1 protein-coding gene is annotated in these 1,363 nt (G+C 37.2%); it reads right to left on the bottom strand.

Features of this window, described 5'->3' with window-relative positions:
- Window positions 1–137 precede the first annotated feature (137 nt).
- Window positions 138–1,363: helicase HerA domain-containing protein (locus tag AMDU4_RS13230; protein WP_290705488.1), on the bottom strand; the 1,226-nt coding region annotated here is incomplete at its 5' end.

Below are 1,363 nucleotides of genomic sequence, written 5' to 3'. Positions count from 1 at the left end.
ATGCATTACAATACATTCCCACCTATTAAGGCTGACCCAGTGGAATTCCAGCAAAAGGCCGAAAAATTAGGCATAGTGGTAACAATTCCCGAAATAGAAAAAACCTTCAAAGTATAGAATTGTTAACCATAAATCAGTTATTTTTCACTATTCCCATAAATTTTTAATTTTCTTATAAGTGTTCCAGTGGCATAGAAACATTCGGAATAATCAGAAGAATTTCCGCCAGCCAGAGCTGTGGGGTCAATTTCGTATCCCAGGAAAAGTCTGTCTTTAATTTTCCCATGCTGCCTGAATATAAAGTAATTGATAGAATTCATTAGTACTGATTCAGAATAGCTATTCATGTAGTAATCTTCTATATTCTGGGTTACTGTTATAAGTGAAGTTTTGAAATGCCGGGAGTTCCTTGCAAGCATGTCTATTATCTCTGCATCTTTAGAATTCCTGAGGAACAGGTGGCTTTCATCTATCACAACAACCTTCTCTTTATTCTCCATTTCAACAATTGAAATTATCTGGGTAAACACCAGACTGAAGAAGGCATCTCTCAAGGATTCATTTTTGTGATCAAACCTGAATACTGCTGATTCCCCATGAAGCTTTACAGGGGTTGTAAGTGGCATATGCCAAACATTTCCTGATATTGCCACATCCCTGCAGTACAATGTGTCAAGTTCAGAAATCACTTTACTAAATTTTATTGCCCCTGATTTTTCCCCCAGTTTCATTAATGTACCGGTTATTTTTTTTCCAGGTATGCCTGTTATTTTTTCCAAAGCCCCAGCTACCGTACTGAACATTTCAGGAGTTTCTATTGAAAAATCTATATACTCACCCAGAGAGAGGTCGACAATTACATCCGAGTTGTATTCACTCAGAGGGTCTATTATGTATATTTTCGCAGAGCTCATTTTGGTCAGCAACCTTTTTGTGAAATAAGATTTTCCAGATCCTGTTTCGCCTGTTATTGCAATGTTATATGAATTCCCACTGAAAGGTTTAAAATAAAGAGCTTTACCTGTGATAGCATTGACTGCCAGAGGTTTTTGGTTTCCTGATGGCACTGGTGTGAATGAACATGGAAAAATTTCTGATATGGATGCAGAATCCATCATATATTTTATCCCCTGGGTACCAAGGTTTAGAGGATTAAATGTGTGTTTATTGAAAAAATGAAAATCCTTCAACCTGAATCCTATGGATCCCATAGTTTTCACGAATGACTCAGTATTTGAACGCAGTACAGCGGGATGTTTAGATACAACTGCGAACCTCATTGATACATTGTAGAGTTTTTCCTGATTTGCCATATATTCCAGAGATGATATCTGTTTCTTGATGAGTGAGGCATAATGCCCTG

The organism is Ferroplasma sp. Type II (genome assembly GCF_000496155.1).
Note: the sequence above shows the minus strand (reverse complement) of the source record. Positions and strands in the feature narration are given on the sequence as shown.